Below are 19,223 nucleotides of genomic sequence, written 5' to 3' on the forward strand. Positions count from 1 at the left end.
CATTTCAAATTTGAATAGCCCATAAAACCAGTGTTTATTTCTACCCAATTTTGATTACAATGAATAAAATATAAAAAAACACATAAAAATAGTCTGGTTTTTCCTAAACAGGACATATTTTTTCAGATAAAACACGTAGGTAAAAATATATGGATAACTCCGTGCGCATTGGAGGCCTCAACAACTATCTGGATGTTGTCACACGCCTTGGAGGCAACCCTGAAGATCTTTTAGATCGATGCGACATTCCATTTGAAGCATTTGAAGATGAAGACAATATAATTAAATATTCACAACTGGCGGAATTGCTCGAAATAACCTCACAAGAACTCAAAAAACCCGATTTTGGCCTTTATTTAGGTACTCGACAAAAAGTTAATATACTCGGCCCCGTATCCATTGCAATTCAAACGGCGAGCACGGTTGGTGAAGCCATGCAGTGTGCTGCTCGGTTTCTTCACATTCAGAGTTCTGCTTTGAACTACCATATGGACGAGCAACACCCGGATTACGTTAGAACGATTGTTGATATCAATATACCTGAACTTTCCCATCGACAAATGCCACAAAACATTGACCGCTGTGTGGCCGTTGGGCAAGAAATATGGAAGCAGTTATCGGGTGATAAATTTAATATTCCGAAAATTGAAATTCCTCGAGAGTTAAGCTTTCCGAAACCCATGTATGAAAGCTATTTCGATTCCGACATTGAGTTCAATTCCGAAAGTATTGTTTGGTATATATCCAGGGACACTTATGAAGCCCCCCTTCCGCTCAGTTGCAAAAGACTTCATGAGTTTGCTTCGCATTATCTTGAAGAACAATTTCCAGGAAAAAATGAACGTTTGGCGGTGTTGGTTGAACGCGAGTTGCGCAAGAATCTCGAGGTCGCCGATTGTACTCGGGAATGGATGGCTAATTTCCTAGAGCTTCACCCCAGAACCTTGCAACGCCTTCTCACCAAGGAACATTCAAGCTTTGAGGAGATTCGAAACAAGGTTCGCAAAGAGCGCGTCATTTATTATCTTTGCAACACAAAACTTCCGTTTTCCCAGATTGCCAACCTGGTGGGCTACAGCGGGCAAGCGGCGCTCAGCCGGAGTTGTCAGCGTTGGTTTTCCAAATCTCCCCGCCAGATTCGGGGTAACAGCCGATCCTACATGCAAAGTCAGAATAACCAATGAGTATTGTGATCGGGTAGAGCTTATTCTCTACTCGATCATATCGTTCAATGTTCCGTCAGATATGCTTACCACAAAAGTGTCCCGTTACATTAACACCGGCTTCCAGTAAAGCATGACAAGGCAAAATTAAGCACTAAAGAACCAACCAGAAGCAAATATTCCCTTCCAGATCTCAAACTATTGATCCATTTGGAACTTCAAAAAGCCATTCACTATTGCCAACTTTCACTCTTGGCAGGTAACTTTAACAGCAATTTCGATTTTAGGAAAAAACACTTATTCCCCGTGGAAAGGAGTGAAAATTGAATTAAACGTATTCAGGGAGCTTTTGTCGACCGAGCTACCGGCAAAAACAGATGAACATGAAAACATTCAATTCTCTACTGTACAGACTATCTCGCAACCGACTCTTGCTTTCTTTGCAAGATGCTTCGGTGTCTTTGCTGCCGATCATATTGGCCGTTACCTTTGTACTCCTTTTATCGCATGCACTGGCCTTGCTCCCCTACAGCTCAAAGTCGGATTTTTTAATCAGCGGCGCCGAAAACTTATTCAATTTCTTTTACGTGATATTCCCACTGCTGTTTTCGGTGAGCCTATCGACATCCCTGGCTCGTTCTTATGAAGTTGATCCGGTGATCATCAATATCATCTGCACCTCCCTTTTACTGCTAACGTCGATCGATAAAAGCGTGAACTATGAAAGCCTTGAATCCAATTTGTATTTCCAACTATTACCCATACCGATAAACATTTCGGTCATAAAAATATACACATACCTTCTGATTAAGAAAAAGCTCTTGATCTATAGAGCCGGGGATTTTGGCATAGGCCTAAGGCGACATATTAACAGTATACTGCCCGCTATTGCTGCCCTCGGCGTGGTATATGGGGCGATATTCTTGATTAAGAAAGTTGATAGCCACTTCTCTCTGACGTCAAGCCTGTACCGACTTTCCCCGGAAGCGGTTGACAGCTTACCCAGCTATTTGATCGAGAAAATGGTGCGTGGTTTATGTTGGTTTATAGGGATTAACCCAAACTATCCGCTTGATTTTCTGCGAGAGCCCGTTAAAGAGGGGTTACTCAGAAATAGCCTGGCAGTCAGTCAAGGGCAAGACCCTACACACATTATTACCTACAATTTCCACCTTTTTTCTGATATTGGCGGCGCAGGATCTGTGTTTTGCCTAATGTTGGCGACATTCTTTGTTTCAACGTCGAAACATAATAGAAAAGTTGCCAAGCTTTCCGCCGTTCCCAGTACTTTTAATATTTCCGAAGTCATTCACTATGGATTACCCATTGTTTTCAACCCCTTTTTATTCCTGCCCTTTATTTTTGTACCTATTATTTCGGGGCTTATCACTTATTTTGCGATGTGGATCGGCTGGGTATCCCCTATTTCAAATTCAATACCCTGGTTGGTCCCTCCACTGATAAACACCTATTTGTCCACCGGAGAGATTGCGGCGGTTTTGGTGCAAGCGTTTAATCTGGTAGTAGGAACATTAATCTACATACCTTTTTTAAAGGCATCAGAAAAAAGTAATCTTGATAGAGCTTCGGTTAAAGCGGTATCTCAGACCTTAAGGTTGGAAAGTAAGAACATACAGTCTTTATACTACCGAAACCAAAAAGCTATCATAGACAATCTTCACTTCCAAAAAGAAATCGACCAGGCGTTCTGGGACATCACCCACGGAACTCTGTTGTTGAACTATCAGCCGATTCTTAATGTAAGGAGCGGAAAAGTTGAAAAAATAGAGGCCTTAATACGGTTGAAACAAGAGGATGACAGCCTAAAAGGCCCCTATTTTATCGATCTTTTATCAAAGGTAGGCCTGTCGACCGACTTTGACAAATGGGTGTTAAAGCGAGTTGTCAAGCAATCCAATGAATGGGAAGACTTGATGCCCGGGATGACCATATCAATCAATGTCTCCCCCGAATCTTTGCGTAGCAGTGATTTCGTCAACTTTTTTATCGAACAGGCCAGCCAGATGCAACACGCTTTATCGCTTGAAATTCTGGAAACGTCGATGATATTTGAGTACGACGAAATCAATGAACACTTGAGCATTCTCAGGAATGAGGGGATTGAAGTTTATATGGATGATTTTGGGTCCGGGTTTTCAGGCTTATCCATGCTTCCCAATCTGATGCTTGACGGTGTCAAATTTGACTTAAGCTTTGCTCCCCAAATGTCTTCTGAACGGGGCATTCAGTTTCTACGGAGCTGTGTGGCCATCAACCGCACATTGCGACATCAGATCATCTTCGAAGGAATAGAAACCGAGGAACAGTTAAACACCGTCAATCGGCTGGGCATAGATTTGGTGCAAGGTTATTACATTTCAAAGCCCCTCTCCCCCCAAGATGTATGCCGGTTTGTTTGTGAATCAAACTGTTGATTCTTTGGCTGCGACAAGGGGAGTTTCAAAATCGCAGGGCTGAATACGCCCTGCTTTTCAGAGAAAGGTTATCTTTAGAAGCTCGAACCGGGCTGCTTAAGGAACGCAATTTCCTCCGGAGTCGATTCACGACCAAGGATAGTATTTCGGTGAGGGTATCGTCCGAACTGATCAATAATGGCCTTGTGTCGCAGCTCAAAATCCAAATTACCCTCATTTCCCATCGCTTCATAAAGCTCTAGTGCTTTTTCATGAATCACTTTGGATTCACTGTGCATAAACGGCAGATATATAAAACCCCGTTCAGACTCGGACAACTCCAGATCAAAACCCTTGGAAATTGCCGTTTGCGCCAGTGCCAACGCCATCGGATCACAGGCAAAGGATTCAGGCCTGTCGCGGTAAATATTGCGGGAAAACTGATCGAGGACAATGATCTCGGCCAGACTGCCATAAGCATCGTCTCGCCAAGCAAACAGCTCGCTTGCTTTAGCTTGTGCATGAAGGCTTCCAAACCGCTGTTCAATTAAACGATCAAAGTCTTCATCCTTTTGCCACCAGTTCTTAGGTTGAATTTCTTCGAACCAGAAGCTGATTACGTCGTTTTTCATGCTATTATTCATTAACACCCCAAACAATCATTTTTCACAAACGTATACACGCTTCCGTTCGTAGTTGATATCTGATACTTCAAGCCTAATCCTGTCGCCCAATTGATAGTCTCGAGAGGCATTCTCAATTTTAAGCAGCGCATGACAGAAATAAGTTATTTCAAAGAAATAGCCATAGTCCGCTTTCAAAACTACCGGAGATAGGTACTGATCTCCAACACTAAGGCCTCTCCATGGGTTTCCACCAGCCTGAGCTTCCTTGAGGGAAACGCTGAACAGATCACCATCAACTTTAATTATTTTAACTCTTACCACATCTCCAACATTAACATAATCTTCAGGTGCAATTTTTCCAGCCCGCCATGTTAATTCAGTTATCTGGAGAATTGCTAACTTTCCGTGATAATCAACTTTCACAAAGCCTTCTTCAACTTGAATTACTACCACTTCAATTATGTCATTTACGCGCATGGAATTGACCAGATATCAGCAATCAAAACTAAAAATTAAACAATTTTTAAGAATAGATATAGAGCGACTTCCTACAGACTTCTACTTCTCACTTCAATCCAAAGGAAATTGCAGACACTCCCAAGTTTAAACCGAGGCCAAGCCAGACGAAGTAACCTAAGCGAAACCAATATAGGCCCACCAAAAATAAGTTCAAGATCTTTCCCTCGTATGGCCGCTTAAACAAAGAACCCCATACCAAATATACCCCGCAACCAAAATATTGAGGCTGGAAACATCCATATAGTTACGGCAGCATACAGTAAAATCCTTTTCAACATAGATACCGGCTTTACCGCTCAAGAATCAAATCAAAGCCACCATAAATCAGACGCTTGCCGTCGAAAGGCATGGGGTTGTCTTCGGCCTGCATTCTGGGGTCTTCCATCATGGACTGCCAGCCTGCGTCCCTGACCTCTTTTGAGGGCCAGATTACCCAGGAAAATACAACCGCTTCGTTTGCTTCGGCTTTCACGGCCATGGGGAATGACGTGATTTCACCTTCGGGGACATCATCACCCCAGGTTTCTACCACCTTGAGAGCACCGTTCTCTCTAAAGATGTCCGCAGACATTCGGGCATGTTCCAAATACTCTTCTTTGCTGTCGGTAGGTACCGCAGCAACAAAACCATCGACGTATGACATTTGAGATCCCTCTTGTAGTTTGGGTTTAACGCGTCACGGTAGGGTAAACGCTTTATTACGAATAATGCATTGTACGCCTGCCCTATGACAAGGCTGTAAACCGGCGCAAAAACCTGAAAATTCTGGCGTTTAAATCCAGAGAGCTGTCCGTTACAGGCAACCCCTAGGCCGCTTTCTCGGTATGAGCGCGCCGAAATTCCCCGGGCCGCATGCCGTATTGCTTTTTAAAGGCCTGGCTGAAGGCCGCTTCGGAACGATAGCCTATGCTATCTGCCACATTAATCAATGGAATGGTGGTTTCAATCAACAATCGACTGGCCTTTTCCAGACGCACAAAGATGACATATTGCAGAGGCGTCATGCTGGTTAACTCGGTAAAGCAGCTGGAAAACGAAGAACGGGACATATTAACCAGCTGGCCCAGATTCTCCACGCTCCAATCATTGGCTGGGTCCGCATGAATGGCGGCCAATACCTGATTGATGCGGGCGTCCACAAATGCTGATAAGAACGGGATTTTCTCTTCACTGGCATCCAGGGTGGCTCGAATCACCTGAATCAACATGATTTCGGACAAGCGATCGATAATCGCATGAGCGCCGGGCTCCAGATTGCTGGCCTCATGGGAGATAAAGCCGATGGCACTGTCCAGCCATTGGCTGTTATAACTCTGATTGCCCGGCACAAACAGTGTCCTGGGCAGGTTCTCCAGTAACGGATGTTGCCCAAGATCACTGAATGCAAACTCGCCACACACCAGACAGCAACCGGGCCCATCGCCGCCATATACCAGCGGACCACTTCCGACATAAGACACCTCATCCAGAACGTCTTCCAATGGGCGTATATCAGTGGTCGTGGTATCCGCAAGTTGATGTGAGGCGCCATGAGGGATGACAACAAGATCACCATTGGAGAGGTGGATACCCTCCTCCTCACCATCAACTCGCAGCCAACACTGCCCGCGTATAACCACGTGGAAACGCGCTACCTTCTCTTTTGCAGGTACCTCCACGCCCCAGGGTGAGGTCAGTTCTGTGCGGAAGTAGAAGCTGCTGGACAAACGCAGTGTGTTCAGAATATCGGTGAGTGCATCCATCAGTGATTCCCATGGTTCTCGTGAGGGTTATCTATAACTGAAAATTACCACAGCCATTTGTTCAAATCACTGATTCATACAAGCTTAGAGACGATTCAGTAGTTTTCCGATACGAAACAGTATCGGCAGTATGAATTTATACGATTTAGTATGAAATACGGGGTTTCGATGATTTGGATTCCGGCTTTCCTCGCTGATGATGGCGTCTCGGAAAGTTATGGACTTCCGAACAGAATTTCAGTCAAGCGACATTCTATTCAATCATTGAGGAAACTTACGATGAACATAAAGCAATTGTTATTCGCCTTCATGGCCAGCCTGCTCTTTTCCGTTGGCGCTGCTGCCGGTCAATACACCTACAGTACACCAGCGGTACAGGGTTACGACGTGGTGTCTTATCACGCCGGCAAGCGACCGGTTCGCGGCAACGGCAATTTTGTTGCAACGCATCAAGGCGCAACGTATCAGTTTTCCAGCAAGGAAAATCTCGAAACCTTCAAGCGCTCGCCCGACAAATACGTGCCGGCGTACGGTGGCTATTGTGCATTCGGTGTGTCTGTGGGCAAGAAGTTTATTGGCGATCCTGAAGTATGGCGTATTGTCGATGGTACTTTGTATTTGAATCTGGATGCCGGCATCCAGGATCTGTGGTTCAAAGACGTTCCTGGTCGTATTAAATCGGCAAATGCCGAATGGAAAAACATCAAAGACAAGTCCCCATCGTCTTTGTAAAACCACCTCGATAAACCTCTACTAAATGCGACGCTTCTGATACGGCGTTTAGCCTGCGCTGTATCAGCTTTTTAAGGCGTCATAAGGACTGCTACATGAACATTATTGATCACCTGAGTTTAGGTGCGCCGTGTATCGACAAGGCCGCTGCGTTTTACGATGGCCTTCTTGAAAGCCTGAACATTCAATGCCTCGCCAAGAGCGACGGTTTTGTCGCCTACGGTAAAGACAGCATTCAATTCCTGCTGATAAAGCCTGAAAACCAGCAGGCGCCCAGTGCGGGTAACGGAACCCATATTGCTTTTTCCGCAAACTCACAAGAGGCCGTAGATAACTTTCATGCTTACGCCATTGCCAACGGAGGTGAATGTGCAGGCGAGCCTGGACCACGAGAGAGCTACCCCATTCCGGATGTGTATACCACGTTTGTGAGAGATCCGTTTGGCAACAAACTCGAAGCCATTTTTAATGGCTTTAACAAGCTTTGACGGTAACACTCTGACTTGATTTTCTGATTACTATATTTTGTTTTAAGCTTCCTTCCTTCGCCACAGGCAAGTTCTGAGCATTTACTCTGGAGAGTCCTCTTAACTTGAGAAGGAAGGAAGCTTTCTTATTCAGCACTGACCTTTACTTGTGTACAAGTTGTTCGATACCAACAAAAAACCTCTCTACCAGCGGCGTCTTCCTGAACGGTCAGGTTTCGATAGCTGACTTTAATATTGCTGTATACCCACTCGCAGGACGCCGGCGAGTTGATTGCAATACCGACATCGATAATTTTGAATTGTGCAGGATGAATTCTGGCAAGCTGTTCGAATACCTCTTGAAGCAAACCGGATTTAGCCCAGCGATCTACCCTGGCATAAACCGTACGTGCAGGACCAAATTCTCCTGGCAACTCGGACCAGGTACATTGCTTGCGAGTGATATAAAGAACGGCTGAAATTAATTGGCTCGATGCTGTTATCGCATTCGAACCTTTTACACTTGGCAGCAGCTCTTCAAACTCGCTTAATAAACGTTGAACATTATCAGTATCAATCCCGGAATAGCTCTTATTCATAGCCAATACCCCTGTATGACAGTTTCTCAACTTTGGTCACACCCTTTCCTTGTCCCTGAAACTGATACTACAAATGGCCCTACCCGCAGTTATCACCCGAAGATCACAAATTGTGCAACTTTAAGCGACAACGCTTTATGCCCAGCGCCTGTTCTATTGGCTCAGGAAAGTAAGCACGGCCCTGATATGAGCAATATGGAAGAAGCCTGGCCCAGTTTGGAAAGGTATTTACTATAAAAATTTACAAGTTAAGGAAAAAATAGGATGGGTATCTTATAGTGATGATTATTGAAATCTGGATTGGCCAGGTTTATTGCCCAAGAATAAGACTGGCTCACATGGAACCAGTCTTATTAGAGTGCTCAATCGCGAAACAAGCCGTTTAACAAGGCGTACCATTGCATTGGTTAGCGTTTAACAATGTTGACGAGCCACCGTCCTGAATATGAAAGACCGTCTGATCCGCGAAGTAGTTATTGCTGATTTCATTATCAACATTGTTAGGGCCATCGATATACAAGCCCTGAGCCCCCCCAAAAATTGCATTCTTTTCGATAAGGTTTTGAATAACAAAATCCGGACTGCTGTATGTATTGAGCCATATACCGGTGTGATTATTATAGATTTTGTTTTGATAGATGGTGTGCTTAATGGAATCTCCCGCTGACGAGAGATAGCCGGGACTGATAAGTATGCCATTTCCATTACCTATCACATGATTGTATTTAAATACATTTTTAACGCCGCCGTTGAACGTCAAGCCGGTTTGATTATCCAGAAGATAATTACCGCTCAAGGTGTTATAGCTGCCACCGCGAACCCAAATAGCTTCGCCGCTCACAGCGGTGACGTCATTATCGTTAATTTCATTGTCGTCACTGTTCCCGTCAACAACAATGCCATTAACACCGCCAATAATATCCAGCTTGGTCACGATACTTTTCGTTAAGTTAAGAAAATAGGCACCCTGCTGTGTGCCCCATATGCGTATATCATTCAAGGTATGTTTATCGCCATCGTTTACGACAATTCCTGTATAGAAATCCTTAACGGTTCCAGCACCGACAATATTCACCTTATTAAGTCCAGAAGCTATGGTGATTCCATTACCACTGCCCTTGCCATCAATGGTGTGGCCATTTAAATCGAGCGTTACATAGTCGGCAATAATCGTTAAGCCATTAGCTGGACAATCCAGTAAATCAGCCGTTAAGGTCGTGTCGCTACTGATCACATCACCACAGGCCAATGCCATAACGTGAGCTGTTGAAAAACATGACAGAATCGTAACAGCCATTGATAAGCGCTTCATGGAGCACCTCCTTGTTTTACGTGTTCACTTTCCCGTATCGGGAACCCTGTTTCAAAAACAGAAAAGCCTGCTTTTCCACTATTCTCTGGAAAATCAGGCATGAGGAACAACCCCCAGTTCTAGTAAGACTAGCGCTCGACAGGCGACATTGTCATGTTTTTCTCTATGGCAAATGTTAATCAGATTGTTTTTCTGGCAGTTGTCTTCGGAAATACAGCAGTATTCCCCCCATCAAAAACAACAGTGGCATTGGCATCAGTGGAACCGCATTCGGGCTTCCTGCCGCCGGCGTCGGAGGCGCAGCTGTTCCCGTTGCGGCGTAGACGTTCATCATCAGCGCCCCGGACGACTCGCTGGGAATGGAACTGTTTAGAATGCTGGTGCCACTGATGCCTGCGAGAGTGGTATCAGCCAGGGTGCTGTTGTAATTCGGATTCTGCGCAAGCACCGCAACATAGTAACTGCCTGGCGCTAACACCGAGGTAATAAAGTGAAACTCGTTTCGATAAATCGTGCGTTGGTTTCCAGGTGGCGGCAACGTAAAGTCTGTCACCAAAAAGTTATTCCCAACCGGATCTACAGTTGCGGGCACTCTCTCCAGTTCCGCGTAAGGCGCCGTAACCGAGCGTATGCTAACGACAAACGTAAAGGGCCCACCCACAAACGGATCGGTGAGGGAAACATTTACAATTCGATTTAACTCAGAAGCCTGATTTAACTGAACACGCTGATAGGTACCTAAACCGGTATTGGCTGCAGCCGTTGCGGAATGATTGGGCCCACTCCCGACAATTCGATTGGCGGCCACATTATCACTGGCGTTCACCAATACTCCCTGCCCGACACTGAATACACTGAACACGAGGGCGAACGCCCCCCAAAGGAAAGCACTTAGACTCTTTTTCATTGTTGCTCCTACAAACTGCAGCAATCGCAAATAAATGACAGCCACAGAAAAACCCACCCAAACGGGTATGCATTCATGGCTATTACGTTATTTGAGAGTCCGGAGCGGAGGGTAAAGGGAGTTTCGGCTGGGCTCAATCACTAGTTTTGGTGCACGCTTTCACATAAGTTCAGATTGATCGTTAATCAACCTTTTGAGCTGAAGGTACAAGCATATAATCCCCCTCTCCGATAGAGAGGGGGATGTTTTACATCAAGGCAAACGCTTTAGGTGTTATCGCAAATCGCCGAAGAATACTCAGGCACCCATTTTAGTTGGTCCACCGAAAATTCCACATCATTGAAGAGCAAGGGATAATAATACTCACGAAGCGATGCATGGTAGTCGCGTATGCATTGCTCATAGGCAGTCATTGCTTGAATATCAGTTTCCGCTATCGATGTCATCAGCCTTTGGGTCAGCATTGGTGGCGACAGCAGCGCTACCCATCCAGCCAGTGCATCTTTCTTTTGTGTTGCTTCGCGATAAGCAGTCGATAAGTTTGCCGCTTTTTGATCGCCGGCCTGCTGAAAGGCGTAGTACCACTTCCACTCAAACTGGGAATTCATGTTCGTTTTGTCGGCCCATTCCGGATGAGTTTTCAAAAACTCATCCCAGGTTGCTGAAAAAGGCAAGTCCCAGGCATCATTCACTGCTTCCCTCTGGGTAAGTACTATTTGTCCACCACTCGGGCTTTCAACGACTTCGTCAATTATCGTATCGCTTCCAACCGGGATAAGTACCGCGAAACTTAACCAGAAAGCCAGCAACACCGAAGCAAGTTGAGCAGAGCTCAAGGCACTCAGGGATTTCAGTTTGCCGATATATAGAGACAGGAGCATCCAGAATGCAATATGCGCGAGAACGAGCAAAGTGAAGAACAGAATGCCTTGAAGGCTCGCCCCACTGATTGCCGCGCCGATCAGGAAAGGAACAAGCACAGCAACGGCGAGACTTGAGCATAATACAATGGCTCGTGACAGCCAAAGCTTCCGTTCATTAGCAGCAGTGACGACCAATAAATCGTAGCGCCCCGCCGCCCTCTCGCCTGAACGCAGATCATGCAACAGTAGAATGATAAACAACGGCAGCAGAACAACCGCTAAAAAAGCGAAATCAAAACGCCCCTGCAAAGACAGTTCTGGGTTGTCCGCATCGGTTTCATAGATTTGCCCTTCCAGGGCGAGCATTCGAATCCGATGCTTCCAGGGAAAAACATCTCGCTGTCCCATTGCCGCAAACGCCAGACTTGAAGGCTGCGCATAAGTCAGGTGAAAGCTGTAATACGCGGCACCACCATAGTTTTTCTGCTTCGCAAGCACACCCTGCCGATCAACATCGTTCTTTTCCAGCAAACGCTCAATGGTGGCACTTTGCGCCCGTGTTTCAGCAATACCCGACCAGACGGCAAATACCGACAATGCAAAGCTTAGAATCATGAGAAACGCGATATGGCGTTGCCTGACCAGGAAACGGGCTTCTCGTTTAATATCCGAAAATGAAATCATGACTACCCCTTTACTGCACTCTTCTCATCGTGTATTTCAACATCACCATTACCAGCACACACCAAAGCAGAAGCTGTGCAATATAAGGCAAGCTGTTTTCCAGTCTTTGTGTTCCGGGTTCAGGTTTGAATTCAAACTCGGAGAGAACAGACCAGTTATCAGAGCTGACTCGCGCAGCCAGGGATGACGCCTTGCTTTTTGAGCGCGCCATATCGGTTTTGTAATCGAGGTGGTCGCGATGAATTTGATTGAGAGATTGAACAAAATCAAAACGCAGGGTTTCCGCATCTCTCAGGAATCGGTGGTGAGTTTCCACATTGGTACCGGCCATCATCATTGACAAAGAGCGAACCGCTATCGTTGGTGATAACCAGCCAAAGTTTCGTAAAACGTTTGCCTGGGAGCGCTCTTCTTCCATACGAGCCTCGGCAAACTGATTGAGTACATTGGTTAGCTTCTTTTCAGAGTATTCAGCAACAACCCCACGGAAGTTCACCGGCAATTCGTCTACACTTTCCGCATCGTATTGGGCCAGTAAATTCTTCTTCAGTTGTTCGAAGGCCGGATCTGCAGCGTTATGCCCGTCACCCAGCTTGCGTAAGGCCTCCAAAACCGCGAAATCGGATTCCAGTTTTCCCAATGACGGTTCAACGGTTGCCGCTACCGAACTGCCAATGCGGGGAATCAATATGCACAGGAGCAGCCATATACCGAGTGACACGGCAAAACTTGAATTGCTCTTGCTGCTCATCGTCGATACGGCAAGAACCAGAGCACTCCAAACCAGGAGATAGAGAAAATACCCCAGAATAAAACCGGCACTGACAAGGGCCGACTCACCCTGAAGTGCCGCCCCTATGCTGGCGATGGAAAGAGGCAACAGGATAACCAGCCCGGCCCCCATCAAAGCCAGAAGTTTACCGAGTAGCAAATGCCAGCGGCTCAAACCCTGTAAAACCATAATACTCAGAGTACCGGCTTCCCTTTCCCGGGTCATACTGGCGTATCCGATAAGCAGGATAAACAAAGGCGCCAGTACCTGCATCAAGAAGCTGGGAGATAGGCTGCTAAAACGCGTCATCCCACTGGACTGGCGTTGCTCAGCGAACATTGCGCTGTTTTGGCGATGCCCCTCAAGGAATATCGAAGTTCCGGTATAGGCGTCTACGCCAGGTTCCACAATGCTTAGCGGAGACGGTGCCCGAAAGACATAATGGCCGTAGTGCACCATACGATGAGGGTGGCGATCTGGCTGCTCCAGAAAGCGGGCTTCTGCCGTCTTCTGTAAGGTCTGGCGCTCCTCGGCGGCCTGACGCATTTCCATGGCATTCACAATAACCGCTGCAATCGTAATAACCAGGGTAATGGCCAGCACGGTAATGCCGAGTTTGCTGCGCAGCCAGTAGCGCCATTCATCAAGCATGATTTGTGTGATGACTTTCATGCCTGACCTCGATTGGAAAACGCGGAATGTACGGCTTCAGTGTCAATATGCGCGTCGCCTTCTCTCTCGAACATACCAACAATCTTGCCGCTATCCAGAAGGCCAATTCGATGGGCGACCTGGCAGGCTCCATATACGTCATGGCTCACCATAAATACGGTGGTGCCGTCGGCGGAAAGCGTTGTAATAAGTTGATTGAATTCGTCGATAGCACTGGGGTCGAGCCCGGAGGTTGGCTCATCCAGAAACAGTACCGGCGCATCTCTGAGCAACGCCAATGCGATTGCCGTTTTTTGACGCATGCCCTTCGAGTAATTAGAAAGCTGACTGTTCCAGGCCTCAGGCTGCAACGCAACACGGCTGAGCGCCTCTTCAATCTCGGATTGGGATTTTGATATTTCAGCCAGTGAGAGGAAGTATTTGATATTCTCGACGCCGGTCAAATGCCCGTACAGCATGACCGACTCGGGGAGATACGCCACTTTGCTGCGGATCTTTTTGATGTCCTTCGTGACGGACATTCCCATCACTTGCGCATCCCCGTCGCTGGGCGCAACAGCCCCGATAAATGCCTTTAAAGCCGTAGACTTACCGGCGCCATTCCCACCAAGGAGAGCAAACACCTCACCCTCAGCGACCTCAAAACTTACGTTATCCAGCACCTTGTGCTGAGCGAAACTTACACAGAGCGATGAAGCTACAAGCATGTCTTTTTGCATTACAGGTCCGAAGATATGGGTAAAAATACAATAAATGTTACGTTATAACGTTACTATTACAGTTTAATATTATAAAGTGCTGAAATGCAAACCCAGCCCTGACCATGATCCGTCTCCCGCTTCAGGATCCCTGCATTTGAATACACCTGCATTTGAATACAAACGCCGGCTTTCGCGATGACATGCTGAAAGAGCGAACAAAAACTGAGCAGACTTCTAAAATTCCCACAGCTCTCCTGCGTTTTAACAAAACCACTCAGCTCACCAAAACCATTTGAGAGTTTTAGCGATTCCGATATAGTTAGGCAGCTTTGATCAAACGAGAATAAATACGAACGGAGACGGTGATGGTTGCAATGGATATGCTGGATGCTTTTATCGGTCTGATTACTATTTTTCTCGTTCTGAGTTTGATCGTCTCCGCAATGGTTGAAATTCTTGCCATTCAATTGGGCAAGTTACACAGCAAAAATCTTAAGGCCGCCATTACCACCCTTACCGATAGCAATACTCGACAGGCGATCTACGCCCACGCCAGAATCCGAGCCCTGTCTCGCCCCGTTGAGAAGCCTGAAGACGAGCCCCGCGGTCCATCACAAATGAAGGATACGACCTTTGTGTTCTGCTTACTGGACACTCTGGTTCAGGGGAAATATTCCTATCTGAGAAACAAACCTCTCCAACTTCACGAAGCACTTCAAAAAGCCGGCGTCAATGAAGGCGCCTCTGGCTGGAAAAAAGAAATCTTTGGTATGTGGCAGGAATCAACAATGGAGATTTCTCGTTTCGAAGCGTCTCTTTGTTTGTGGTTTGGAGATTGCATTGATCGTTCGATTGGCTGGTTTAAACGCAAACTCAATGTGTACCTGCTCGCTGTCGGCTTTGTTGTGGCCTGCGCGGTGAATGCCGACACCCTGCACATCTTTCAACGATTGATGGAAGATCCTTATGCCCGGCAAGCTCATGTGCAGATAGCCGAAGACATCGCACAGCGACCAGAGATATTGAAAACCTGTGTCGCAGCATCCGGTGACGGCATTAAAACAACAGACAGCTGTGAAAAGAAAATTAAATCTCTTGTGATTGATTTGGGGCCAGTCGTTGGCTGGAGCGGCTACCAATTTGACTCAGAAGATATCGGTGGCAGTCTGTTCCTTTTTATATTAAAGATTCCCGGGTTTATCCTAACCGCGTTTGCAACCTCTCTCGGTGCGCCTTTTTGGTTTGATTTACTGAAAAAATTGCTGGGTGTTCGCAGACGCCTGCGGGGCGACAAAGAACCCGAAGAACAAAGTTCCGCTCAACACTCTGGCGATGCCCAGCCCGCCCAAAGCCGGGCAAGCCTGCCTGGAACATCGAACACCGATCACTCAAGCATCAACAATGGCCTGCGCAGACTTCCTGTACCTGAATCGAAAGACATTGATTTTAGCGATTTCGATAGCTTCAACGGTAACAAAGCGGGCTATAACGCGGTCAACCTGTGCTGGGCAGCCAAACTCAGCGAGCTGTCGTACAAAACCGGGAAAGAATGTCAGGAAGAAGCAAAAAACTGGGGCCTGAAAGCCGAGCTGCTTGAGCACGGCGCCACGGATACCCAATGCCTGCTTACCGAAAGCGCCGAACAAAAAGTCGCCATTATCGCTTTCAGAGGAACAGAAACCAAAGCTCAGGACATGCTGACCGACGCACGGTTTTTACAGAAGCCGGCGAGCTGGATGCCCGCAAACGGCGAGAATGGTGAAGAATACAAAATACACACCGGCTTTGCTGAATCTCTCGATGCCATTTGGCCCCAGCTCAAGGAAAAACTAACGTCTGTTATTGCCAGAGAATACAAGCTTGTTTTCTGCGGGCACAGCTTGGGAGGCGCCCTATCGATACTGGCGGCCCATCGACTGACAATAGAGCTGCAGAATCATGAAGCATCACCAACTCTTAATATCAGCGCTGTTTTCACCTTTGGGCAACCTCGCGTGGGTAATGAGTCATTTATGGAAGACGTCGAAAAGAAACTCTATGGACGCTATATCCGCTCGGTCAATAACCGCGATGTAATTGCCATGCTTCCACCTCCCCGCCTGCCCGACGAGCATCAGCTAAGTTATGTGCACGCAGGCAAGGAGATTTATTTCAATGACAACGACGAAGCCGTCTTGCATGTTTCCAACGCCTACAAAGCTATGGATCGCTTGTCGCTCAACTACACGACATCAAAAGAAAAACTGAAAGAACTGGGCGAAGATCATCGCATGACGAACTATATCAAGCTGTACAGCCAGTATTTTTCGTTTACGATTGATCTCTAGACGGAGCGGTAAAATAAGCCGTAAATTGAGCTGCAATATGCGAAGAGCTTAAGATTGTCAGAAATCGCGTTTATGGCATATCTTCAAGCTCTACCGCTATTCCACCGGAACCAAACTGACCCAATGATCTGAATTGCTTCTCTCTGCGTACTAATGTCAATAAGTGCGAACAGAGGCAGCGATGTCCATTCCTAACAACCCAATCTGGTTCGTGGCCAATCTCGCCGGCTTTCAACTAAGCTGGTGGACATTGGTGCTCTACGGAAACAGTGCAATCCCCCTTGCCCTCGGTTTGCTTGCCCTGCACTTTGCCTTTGTAGCTGAAAAGCTGCTTGAGCTTCGCATCATCGCTGTGGTCGCGATGACAGGCATCATTATTGATAGCACCCTAACCCAACTGTCTGTCTGGCAGTTTACTCCCAAGCCGATTGCTGCCCCCATTTGGTTGTGTGCCTTGTGGCTGAGCTTTGCCGCCACTCTGCGTCATAGCCTAAAGCCACTTTGGGAATATCGCCGTTGGTGGCCCTTACTGGGAGCGTTTGGCGGAACCAGCAGTTATCTGGGGGCTTACAAACTGGGGGCGGTTTCTCTGGGATACAATGTGCTCGCGACGGCTGTGATATGCGCCGCCTTATGGGCCCTGATCTTTCCCTTGGCGCTTCACATTTGTGAACGCTCAGAGCGAGAGGAACAGCCTCATGCTGCTTAGAGTGTTACTAGTGTTGATAAGTTGTCTGCCCCCGTTTGCGACAGCGAGTGAAAAGCTGCAGGTAGTCGGCAGCACTCGGTTTTCGGTTCTTTGGTTCGATGTCTACGATGCAACGCTTTATAGCCCCAGCGGACGTTATCAGCAAGAGCAATATCCTCTGCAACTCACACTGGATTATTTACGGGATATCTCCGCACAACGTTTGCTGAATGAAACTCGCAAGCAATGGAAAACCGTCCCCGACCTGGACAACACACAACGCGAGCAGTGGCTTGCCGAGTTGAGCAGGGTTTGGCCCGACATTAACGAAAGTGATCGCCTGAGCTTTATTCTACACAGCGAAGACAAGGGTGAGTTTCGGATGTTTGACGAATCTCTCGGGGTCATCGAGTCACCTGGTTTTGCCCGAGCATTCATCAATATCTGGATCGGACCTCACAGCCAATATCCCAGCCAGGCCAAGAAGCTCTTAGGAGAAACCAAATGAAATGGCAGCTTATCCGCGCACCAATGGCGACAGTGCTTATTGCTCTGGCCGGCTGCACAACTCAACCAGAAGACATCCGCCTGGCAGGTCCGGCCCTGGACCCTAAAGCGTTTTTCTCAGGACAAATGACGGCCAATGGCATCGTGCAAGATTACAAGGGAAGGCAGTTACGCAGTTTTACCGCGGATATTGTTGGCCAGTGGCAGGGAGACATTGGACTTCTTGATGAACACTTTGTTTTCGACGACGGTGAGGAACAGCATCGCTGCTGGAAACTTAAGGTAGACGGGCAAAAGCTGACTGGGACTGCGGGAGATGTTGTGGGCATGGCCGAGGGCAAGTTCAGCGGAAACGCCTTAATCTGGGCCTACACTCTGGAGCTGCCCGAGCATCAGGGGGGCTGGTCTGTGAATTTGGATGATCGTCTGTTTTTACTCAATCCCAAAAAACTGCTTAATCGAACCCGAATGAGCAAACTGGGGCTACCCGTTGGGGAAATTACGTTGGTAATTGATAAAGTTTCCGAGCAGGCTCAAAGAGAAAATTCGGCCGACTGTTCCCTCTAGCCCCGGGTTTTGGCGGTCGGATAACACTCCATGTTATCCGCTGCCCCGTTTGTTGATGCTCGTTGATTTGGAAGTCGCCACTGGCTGCACCGTGACCTGGTGAAGCTTCTGTTTAGATCGCCTCTGTGTCCGGTGTAAAAATGATTTGAAATTCATAAGGTTTATCCGGGGTGATAACCTGCCCACGTTTGTTCAGCATTTGAACCCAAACATAGGCTTTTCCACTGCCCGTCCAACTGGCATTGAGGTCGATACTGTCACCTCGACCTGAACCAACATAGTGAAAGCTATCTTTTTCGCACAGTCCAATTATGCTCGGAGAGCGGGAGCATATTGTGACCTTGAGCGTTTCTCCGAAAAGCGACTCAACATGGATTTTGCCGTTTGGGCTTTGGGAATTCAGACCTAGCTCGATTATCCGCGCATAGCCTTTTCTGGTTGCCAGCTTAGAATCCACAACGTACTGATTTTTATCAATGATGTTCTTAATGACGAAATTCTGATTAGCTTCTGACCATTCAATGTAGGCTTTTTTTGAGGACCGAGGAAAATCGTCGAGATAAAACGTCTTCTTCAAACCTTTGACAAAAGATTTTGAAGCCCCTGCAATCGTGAATTTTCGGTTTTCAATGGATTTCCCATCCACAATGAGCTCAGCTTCATGCTCACCCAGTCCGTAGGTTCCCCAGAACACAACACTGCCGAATCCGTTATTGCCATCGTTTTGGCAAACATTGGCGGTGTCCGCGCGCTCGCCTCCTGGAACCAATTCAATGACATGCTCACCATCGATGATCAACTGAGCACTTTGTGCATCTTCGCAAGACCAACCTCGAACCAGGCCGACTCCACTTTCAATAGACCCTTTGCCAGGACTTTCCAAAAAGCTCTGAGCCATAGTCCAAGCGGGGAATATCAGTATCAAGCAACATAATTTCTGTAAACGATTCATAATCAACTT

Annotated in this window: 19 protein-coding genes; 8 read left to right on the forward strand and 11 right to left on the reverse strand. The window is 47.0% G+C overall.

Annotation, left to right across the window (positions count from 1 at the left end):
- Positions 1-149: 149 nt before the first annotated feature.
- Positions 150-1,184: an AraC family transcriptional regulator gene (locus tag G8768_RS16355; RefSeq protein WP_166843998.1), complete on the forward strand. Its 1,035-nt coding sequence runs from the start codon at positions 150-152 to the stop codon at positions 1,182-1,184.
- Between the two features lie 362 nt (positions 1,185-1,546).
- On the forward strand, positions 1,547-3,598 hold the full coding sequence (locus G8768_RS16360; protein WP_166843996.1) for an EAL domain-containing protein: 2,052 nt from the start codon (positions 1,547-1,549) through the stop codon (positions 3,596-3,598).
- 74 nt (positions 3,599-3,672) lie between these two features.
- On the opposite strand, the gene G8768_RS16365 is transcribed toward G8768_RS16360, so the two are convergent.
- The 4 genes from G8768_RS16365 to G8768_RS16380 all read right to left on the reverse strand — a co-directional run bounded on the left by G8768_RS16365 (position 3,673) and on the right by G8768_RS16380 (position 6,464).
- A complete protein-coding gene (locus G8768_RS16365) occupies positions 3,673-4,209 on the reverse strand; it encodes a DUF924 family protein (RefSeq protein WP_166843994.1) in 537 nt (178 codons plus the stop codon).
- A 27-nt stretch (positions 4,210-4,236) separates the two neighbouring features.
- The gene (locus G8768_RS16370) at positions 4,237-4,680 is read right to left on the reverse strand and encodes a S1 RNA-binding domain-containing protein (RefSeq protein ID WP_166843992.1); all 444 of its coding nucleotides are present in this window, start codon (positions 4,678-4,680) and stop codon (positions 4,237-4,239) included.
- 331 nt (positions 4,681-5,011) lie between these two features.
- Positions 5,012-5,365 (reverse strand): DUF1428 domain-containing protein, encoded by a 354-nt coding sequence (locus tag G8768_RS16375; RefSeq protein WP_166843990.1) that lies wholly within the window; start codon positions 5,363-5,365, stop codon positions 5,012-5,014.
- A 163-nt stretch (positions 5,366-5,528) separates the two neighbouring features.
- On the reverse strand, positions 5,529-6,464 hold the full coding sequence (locus G8768_RS16380; protein WP_166843988.1) for an AraC family transcriptional regulator: 936 nt from the start codon (positions 6,462-6,464) through the stop codon (positions 5,529-5,531).
- A gap of 279 nt (positions 6,465-6,743) precedes the next feature.
- Between G8768_RS16380 and G8768_RS16385 the strand changes: the two genes are divergently transcribed.
- Positions 6,744-7,196, forward strand: coding sequence for a YHS domain-containing (seleno)protein (locus tag G8768_RS16385; RefSeq protein ID WP_166843985.1), 453 nt, complete (start codon positions 6,744-6,746; stop codon positions 7,194-7,196).
- 95 nt (positions 7,197-7,291) lie between these two features.
- The gene (locus G8768_RS16390) at positions 7,292-7,684 is read left to right on the forward strand and encodes a VOC family protein (protein ID WP_166843983.1); all 393 of its coding nucleotides are present in this window, start codon (positions 7,292-7,294) and stop codon (positions 7,682-7,684) included.
- A 125-nt stretch (positions 7,685-7,809) separates the two neighbouring features.
- Here the strand turns inward: G8768_RS16390 and G8768_RS16395 are convergent, their stop codons facing one another.
- The 6 genes from G8768_RS16395 to G8768_RS16420 form a co-directional block, all read right to left on the reverse strand.
- Positions 7,810-8,262, reverse strand: a complete 453-nt coding sequence (locus tag G8768_RS16395) for a transposase (protein WP_166843981.1) — start codon at positions 8,260-8,262, stop codon at positions 7,810-7,812.
- A 382-nt stretch (positions 8,263-8,644) separates the two neighbouring features.
- Complete coding sequence (locus G8768_RS16400) at positions 8,645-9,574, reverse strand: right-handed parallel beta-helix repeat-containing protein (RefSeq protein ID WP_166843979.1); 930 nt, start codon at positions 9,572-9,574, stop codon at positions 8,645-8,647.
- A 175-nt stretch (positions 9,575-9,749) separates the two neighbouring features.
- A complete protein-coding gene (locus G8768_RS16405; RefSeq protein ID WP_166843977.1) occupies positions 9,750-10,481 on the reverse strand; it encodes a hypothetical protein in 732 nt (243 codons plus the stop codon).
- A 266-nt stretch (positions 10,482-10,747) separates the two neighbouring features.
- Positions 10,748-12,028 (reverse strand): DUF3526 domain-containing protein, encoded by a 1,281-nt coding sequence (locus G8768_RS16410; RefSeq protein ID WP_166843975.1) that lies wholly within the window; start codon positions 12,026-12,028, stop codon positions 10,748-10,750.
- A gap of 10 nt (positions 12,029-12,038) precedes the next feature.
- Complete coding sequence (locus tag G8768_RS16415; protein WP_166843973.1) at positions 12,039-13,472, reverse strand: ABC transporter permease; 1,434 nt, start codon at positions 13,470-13,472, stop codon at positions 12,039-12,041.
- The gene (locus tag G8768_RS16420) at positions 13,469-14,191 is read right to left on the reverse strand and encodes an ABC transporter ATP-binding protein (RefSeq protein ID WP_166843971.1); all 723 of its coding nucleotides are present in this window, start codon (positions 14,189-14,191) and stop codon (positions 13,469-13,471) included. The genes G8768_RS16415 and G8768_RS16420 overlap by 4 nt, the downstream gene beginning before the upstream one ends.
- Positions 14,192-14,538: 347 nt before the next feature.
- Between G8768_RS16420 and G8768_RS16425 the strand changes: the two genes are divergently transcribed.
- From G8768_RS16425 to G8768_RS16440, 4 genes are all read left to right on the forward strand, one after another.
- Entirely contained in the window at positions 14,539-16,500 is a 1,962-nt protein-coding gene (locus G8768_RS16425) for a lipase family protein (RefSeq protein WP_166843969.1), read from the forward strand.
- 181 nt (positions 16,501-16,681) lie between these two features.
- On the forward strand, positions 16,682-17,209 hold the full coding sequence (locus tag G8768_RS16430; protein ID WP_166843967.1) for a DUF2878 domain-containing protein: 528 nt from the start codon (positions 16,682-16,684) through the stop codon (positions 17,207-17,209).
- A gap of 10 nt (positions 17,210-17,219) precedes the next feature.
- Complete coding sequence (locus G8768_RS16435; RefSeq protein WP_166843965.1) at positions 17,220-17,696, forward strand: chalcone isomerase family protein; 477 nt, start codon at positions 17,220-17,222, stop codon at positions 17,694-17,696.
- Positions 17,693-18,262 carry a DUF3833 domain-containing protein gene (locus tag G8768_RS16440; protein WP_166843963.1) on the forward strand — a complete coding sequence of 190 codons (570 nt, stop codon included), beginning with the start codon at positions 17,693-17,695 and terminating at the stop codon, positions 18,260-18,262. Before G8768_RS16435 ends, G8768_RS16440 begins: the two co-directional genes overlap by 4 nt.
- 112 nt (positions 18,263-18,374) lie before the next feature.
- Here G8768_RS16440 and G8768_RS16445 read toward each other — a convergent pair whose 3' ends face one another.
- Complete coding sequence (locus G8768_RS16445; RefSeq protein ID WP_166843961.1) at positions 18,375-19,220, reverse strand: hypothetical protein; 846 nt, start codon at positions 19,218-19,220, stop codon at positions 18,375-18,377.
- Positions 19,221-19,223 lie beyond the last annotated feature (3 nt).

Source organism: Pseudoteredinibacter isoporae, from assembly GCF_011602085.1.
In the GTDB taxonomy this organism is placed as follows: Bacteria; Pseudomonadota; Gammaproteobacteria; order Pseudomonadales; family Cellvibrionaceae; genus Pseudoteredinibacter; species Pseudoteredinibacter isoporae.

Excerpts from the sequence above, each read along its gene's own strand:
- G8768_RS16420 (WP_166843971.1), bottom strand. The coding sequence starts at position 14,191 with ATGCAAAAAGACATGCTTGTAGCTTCATCGCTCTGTGTAAGTTTCGCT.
- G8768_RS16375 (WP_166843990.1), bottom strand. The coding sequence starts at position 5,365 with ATGTCATACGTCGATGGTTTTGTTGCTGCGGTACCTACCGACAGCAAA.
- G8768_RS16370 (WP_166843992.1), bottom strand. The coding sequence starts at position 4,680 with ATGCGCGTAAATGACATAATTGAAGTGGTAGTAATTCAAGTTGAAGAA.
- G8768_RS16430 (WP_166843967.1), top strand. The coding sequence starts at position 16,682 with ATGTCCATTCCTAACAACCCAATCTGGTTCGTGGCCAATCTCGCCGGC.
- G8768_RS16405 (WP_166843977.1), bottom strand. The coding sequence starts at position 10,481 with ATGAAAAAGAGTCTAAGTGCTTTCCTTTGGGGGGCGTTCGCCCTCGTG.
- G8768_RS16395 (WP_166843981.1), bottom strand. The coding sequence starts at position 8,262 with ATGAATAAGAGCTATTCCGGGATTGATACTGATAATGTTCAACGTTTA.
- G8768_RS16385 (WP_166843985.1), top strand. The coding sequence starts at position 6,744 with ATGAACATAAAGCAATTGTTATTCGCCTTCATGGCCAGCCTGCTCTTT.
- G8768_RS16425 (WP_166843969.1), top strand. The coding sequence starts at position 14,539 with ATGGTTGCAATGGATATGCTGGATGCTTTTATCGGTCTGATTACTATT.
- G8768_RS16440 (WP_166843963.1), top strand. The coding sequence starts at position 17,693 with ATGAAATGGCAGCTTATCCGCGCACCAATGGCGACAGTGCTTATTGCT.
- G8768_RS16410 (WP_166843975.1), bottom strand. The coding sequence starts at position 12,028 with ATGATTTCATTTTCGGATATTAAACGAGAAGCCCGTTTCCTGGTCAGG.
- G8768_RS16360 (WP_166843996.1), top strand. The coding sequence starts at position 1,547 with ATGAAAACATTCAATTCTCTACTGTACAGACTATCTCGCAACCGACTC.
- G8768_RS16400 (WP_166843979.1), bottom strand. The coding sequence starts at position 9,574 with ATGAAGCGCTTATCAATGGCTGTTACGATTCTGTCATGTTTTTCAACA.
- G8768_RS16415 (WP_166843973.1), bottom strand. The coding sequence starts at position 13,472 with ATGAAAGTCATCACACAAATCATGCTTGATGAATGGCGCTACTGGCTG.
- G8768_RS16380 (WP_166843988.1), bottom strand. The coding sequence starts at position 6,464 with ATGGATGCACTCACCGATATTCTGAACACACTGCGTTTGTCCAGCAGC.
- G8768_RS16390 (WP_166843983.1), top strand. The coding sequence starts at position 7,292 with ATGAACATTATTGATCACCTGAGTTTAGGTGCGCCGTGTATCGACAAG.
- G8768_RS16365 (WP_166843994.1), bottom strand. The coding sequence starts at position 4,209 with ATGAAAAACGACGTAATCAGCTTCTGGTTCGAAGAAATTCAACCTAAG.
- G8768_RS16355 (WP_166843998.1), top strand. The coding sequence starts at position 150 with ATGGATAACTCCGTGCGCATTGGAGGCCTCAACAACTATCTGGATGTT.